Genomic DNA, 1185 nt, shown 5'->3' on the forward strand with positions numbered 1-1185 from the left:
TAGTGCCTCGGCAAGGAACGTTGACGTGGTAACCGTGTCGCGTGGACATCCGGGCTGGTGATCGCGAAGCTGGCCGGTGGAGGTGAGTCATGGCGCGTCAGCCGGAGGTGTTCGCGCGGTCGTTGGAGCCGGAGGAGGCCCAGCGGCTGGTCAAGATCACAAGGTCGACTCGGGACCGGGTGCGGCTGCGACGGTCCGGGATCGTGCTGGCCTCGATGCAGGGCCGGTCGGCACCGGAGATCGCGGTGATGTTCGCCGCGACCGAGGGCTATGTGCGGGAGGTGATCCACGCGTTCAATACCTCGGGGTTCGCGGCGTTGTCCCCAAAATGGAGGGGCGGCCGACCAGCTAAGTTCGGGCCGGCCGCCCGGGATGAGATCTGCCGCATCGCCGCCTGCAAGCCCGCTGAGCTGGGGTTGCCGTTCACCACTTGGAGCCTGGTCAAGCTGGTCGAGTATCTGGCAGAGCACGCCTGGATCAGGGCGAGCACCGAGACCGTCCGCCAGATCCTGCGCCAGGAGGGCGTGTCCTGGCAGGCGACGAAGACCTGGAAAGCCAGCAAGGACCCGGACTTCATCGCGAAGAAGACCCGCATCCTCGACCTCTACGATCACCCGCCCGCCGACGGGCGGGTGATCTGCGTCGATGAGTTCGGGCCACTGAACTTGCAGCCACGTCCCGGCCGCGGCTGGTTCCCGAAGGGTCGTCCGGCGCGGCAGCGTGCCACTTACACCCGCACCAAAGGCATCCGGCACATGTTCGCCGCGCTTGACCTCGCGTCTGGGCAGATGTTCTACCGGTTCCGTGACCGCAAACGCTGGCCGCAGTTCCTCGACTTCTGCAAGCAGCTGCGCCGCCGCTTCCCCGCCGGGAAGCTCTACCTGGTCTGCGACAACTACGGCCCCCACGGCAAAGACGAGGTCACCGCGTGGTGCGCGGACAACGGGATCGAGCTGGTCTACACACCCACCAACGCCTCCTGGCTGAACTGGATCGAGTGCGAGTTCACCGCGATCCGCTACTTCACCCTCGACGGCAGCGACTACCCCAGCCACGCCGCACAAGAGGCCGCGATCGCCGGCTACCTGCGCTGGCGCAACCGCCACTGCCACCCCAAACGCCACTTCGCCGTCAACTCCAAGATCCGCCGCCCCGATTACCTACCCAACGTTGCTTGATGAAGCA

General features: G+C 66.2%; 1 protein-coding gene. It reads left to right on the forward strand.

Going from position 1 to position 1185, the window contains the following annotated elements:
- The first annotated feature begins 89 nt into the window (after positions 1 to 89).
- Positions 90 to 1178 (forward strand): IS630 family transposase, encoded by a 1089-nt coding sequence (locus ACFVYA_RS49995; protein WP_387055718.1) that lies wholly within the window; start codon positions 90 to 92, stop codon positions 1176 to 1178.
- Positions 1179 to 1185: the final 7 nt, after the last annotated feature.

Source organism: Amycolatopsis sp. NPDC058278 (assembly GCF_042881395.1).
Lineage (GTDB): Bacteria > Actinomycetota > Actinomycetes > Mycobacteriales > Pseudonocardiaceae > Amycolatopsis.